The sequence below is a fragment of the Thioalkalivibrio sp. ALE23 genome (assembly GCF_000378545.1).
Taxonomy (GTDB): Bacteria; Pseudomonadota; Gammaproteobacteria; order Ectothiorhodospirales; family Ectothiorhodospiraceae; genus Thioalkalivibrio.
Genome location: NZ_KB900061.1, coordinates 1 through 3,139 on the forward strand (window position 1 = coordinate 1; position 3,139 = coordinate 3,139).

Annotated in this window: 3 protein-coding genes; 1 reads left to right on the plus strand and 2 read right to left on the minus strand. The window is 61.4% G+C overall.

The genetic code is table 11. From position 1 onward, the window contains the following. Positions 1-106: 106 nt before the first annotated feature. Both F573_RS0113685 and F573_RS0113690 read right to left on the minus strand, forming a co-directional pair. A complete protein-coding gene (locus tag F573_RS0113685) occupies positions 107-979 on the minus strand; it encodes a TIGR04219 family outer membrane beta-barrel protein (RefSeq protein WP_196801807.1) in 873 nt (290 codons plus the stop codon). Continuing rightward, positions 936-1,826, minus strand: coding sequence for a rhodanese-like domain-containing protein (locus F573_RS0113690; RefSeq protein WP_196801808.1), 891 nt, complete (start codon positions 1,824-1,826; stop codon positions 936-938). Before F573_RS0113690 ends, F573_RS0113685 begins: the two co-directional genes overlap by 44 nt. 697 nt (positions 1,827-2,523) lie before the next feature. Between F573_RS0113690 and F573_RS14475 the strand changes: the two genes are divergently transcribed. Next, the coding region (locus tag F573_RS14475) for a periplasmic heavy metal sensor (RefSeq protein ID WP_038033567.1) at positions 2,524-3,139 on the plus strand (616 nt) is incomplete at its 3' end.

Below are 3,139 nucleotides of genomic sequence, written 5' to 3' on the forward strand. Positions count from 1 at the left end.
CAACGCCATGCTGGCCTGACCCCTGCAAAAAAAAGCCGTGGCGGATAAGCCACGGCTAAGCTCCCGGAAAGGATGGGAGGAGAGAAGATCCCGAGGGCCCGTTCGATCAGAAAGTCATGCGCACCCCCGCGTAAGGGCCGTCCATTCGAATGTCCGCGGTCACATCATCGAGGTCGTCGATGTCCAGCCTGAATTCCCGGTAACCAAGCTCCAGTCCGACCCCCGAGTCGAAGGTGTATCGGGCCGCTGCCCGAAGATCCCGCAGCATGTGGCCGTCATAGCCGATGGCACTGCCCTCGCCTTTCAGCGACACACCGGTCAGCGGAAGATCCACCGTGCCGCGCGCATAAAGCATGGGGACCGGAGCGGAAAAGCTCGATTCGCCCCGAACGCCGTAATCCCCTTCGGCTTCCACGCTACCGTCGAAATACCGCACATGGACGCCCAGATCCAGATCCACGGTCGGCATCCGATCGAGGATGCGATAGGAAAGGATCAGGTCGGTCATATCGAGGTCGAAATCCGTGGCGACATCCGAACCGATCTGGAACGTCTCGCCGGCGAACTCGCGTTCAGCGGTCACCTCACCGTCCCCGTCGGTCGAGAATCGCGAATGGCGGGCCTGGACATTGGGAACGAACGGGATGCCATGGCGCAGCTCGAATTCACCCTGAAAGGCGGTGCTGCGATCCATGCCAAGGCCGTCTTCCGAACCGCCCAGGGACCATTCGTCGCCCTCGTGCTGGATGTCGCCGCCCGGCGAGGCGGCCCAGCCCTGGCCGCCGATTTCGATGTCGACCGCGGTCGCCGGGGCTGCGGCCGCGGCCAGGATCAGACCAGCGCCCAGTCGGGAGAGAACATGGAATTTGGGCATAACAGCCTCCTTGCTATCGTTGGTCGCGGGCCGCCGCGAGATTCGAGTGAGTTCCGGTCGGTCAGTCCGTGGAAACGACGTCGCGAAAGAACCGGTGGACGCCACCTTCCATGTAAGTGAAGTTGTCGATCCCTTCGGCCTGCAGGACGAAACCAACCCAACGGACCTGTTTGCCGGCCTCGTCATAGATCAGCACGTCACGGCCGTTGGCATCGGCCTCCTGGATGGATGCCACCAGGCGGTCGATATGTTCCATGGAGTGGTATTGCTCATTCATCGGGAACAGACGGGTATGCCGTTCATGCTCCGCCCGGATATCAAACACCTGGGTCTGCTCGGACTGGGCCATCTCGGCAAAGGTCATCGGATCCATGGAACGCCCGTCCATACCGGATTCCAGATGCTCTACCAGCGTCGCCTGGTCCACGGATTCACCCATCAGGCGCACCGTCTCGGGCGCGTGCATGGCCCATTCAAGAATGCCGGCGTCGTAGGCTTTCACGCCCTCAATCCCCGCCTCTCGCGCGGAGATGGCGGCATTATAGGCCTTGTAGCAGGTGCGCCCGTTGCAATAGGCCACGATGGGGTCATCGGTCTGCTCTCGGAGGGCCTTCAGCTGATCGGTGAAGTCCTCGTCATAGAGATCCGCGTGGTGGGAATCCTTGATCCGGAGGGCTTCATGCTCCATCTCCGTGCGTACGTCGACCAGGGTGTAATCGTCGATCCGTTCCGCCAGCTCATCGGTTTCGACGACCTCGTAACCGAACTTGAGGAAGGCTTCACGGCCCTCGAAATCGTCGATGTCCGAATGCGCCATCCAGTCGGAGGCATGTTCCGGATCATCGGGGAGAAGTTCGCCCATCGCCGGGCTTGCGAGCAGCGAGAGTGCGGCAAGCGTCAGAGTCGTCCGCGCAAAACGCCGGGTGGCGCGCGCCATTGCATTCCGGTGCATGGCAATCCTGTCCGTGGAAGTTTCGAGACGGATAGTACAACGGCTGGGGGGTTCTGTGAACCACGACACAAAAAACCGGCGACGCCCAGTGGACGCCGCCGGTCGGTACAACATGCCTTCTAACCCGGAAGGCGCGGAGCCGTAGCGTGGCTTGACGTCTGCGTGCCATCGCCAGGAGGTAGGCCGTTGTCGGCCAGGGCGCTCACGCAGATGCAAACGTTTTTGGGCCATGCAACCTCGGGCACTGAATGCGTATCCCACCCCTGTTCTAATCGGCCAGGGGCCGCCACCTTGCATTCTTTCTTCGAGGGGCGATCCATAAGCGACGCCACCTCTTCTGAATTCGTTTCGATCAAAAGCGAGGCGTCGGTGCTTCTTTATTGGCTTTCGCCCTCGCCTTTCGATGACTCCAATTTAGCAACAAAAGAAGGCGACGCAATTTCTTTGGAAAACGAATTTTCGGATTCGGGCCGGATCAAGAATCCGACGCTCCACCATGTCGTCGAGGGGCTGGATTGCAAGCTGTACGCCCTGCCTGAGTCCGCCCACGGCATTGCAACGCGCGCCAGATTGTCCAGAATAGGGGGAGGTCTGCAGGAGCGGGCTCGCACGGCTGCCGTGGGCGGTGGTGCCATTGAGACATCGGAGCCACCGGCATTTCGCCGGACGCTGAGGAAGGCAAAACGAGGGAACGACAATGGATACCCACGTAGCGATTATGGTCGCCGCACTGGTCTTTTTCCTGGCCCTGCCCGTGCTGATGCACGGGATTCAGTGGATCCGGGAAAACATGATCAATCCCCGAGCGAACACGGAGCCGGCCGAACCCGGTACTGAACCATTCCCGAGCACCCAGCAAAGAGAAACCGCCCAGGCCCGTGGTGAACATGCGGAACCCGCCAGGGCGGCGTCGACCGATCTGGACGATGCGCGGATTCAGGCCATCGCCGAGCGGGTGGCGGAACAGATGAAGGCATCGGGCGTGGATGATCAGTCACAGCAGCTCCGCCAGCAGAACGAATACCTGACACGGGAGCTGAATCGGGCCGTCAAAGGGCGGGAGGTCGCCGAGGACCAGATGTCCCGCTGGGTTAATCGGGTTATTGAAGCTATCCACGAGCAGCAGAACCGCCAAGTCTCACACGCTTCTTCTGAACGCGCAGACGATACCCCCGAGGCGGGGTATGGCGTGCGCCTGGGCGCGGATCAGGCGCGAGTCGATGGCCACCAGGATTTCGCCTCCGCCACTGGGGTTCAGGATTTGCCGGCGGCCCTGTTGGGGATTGGATCAGGCCCGAATCGGTCCGCCCCGG

Bases quoted from the DNA above. Each gene is read 5' to 3' on its own strand.
- F573_RS0113690 (WP_196801808.1), bottom strand. From the start codon at position 1,826: ATGCACCGGAATGCAATGGCGCGCGCCACCCGGCGTTTTGCGCGGACG.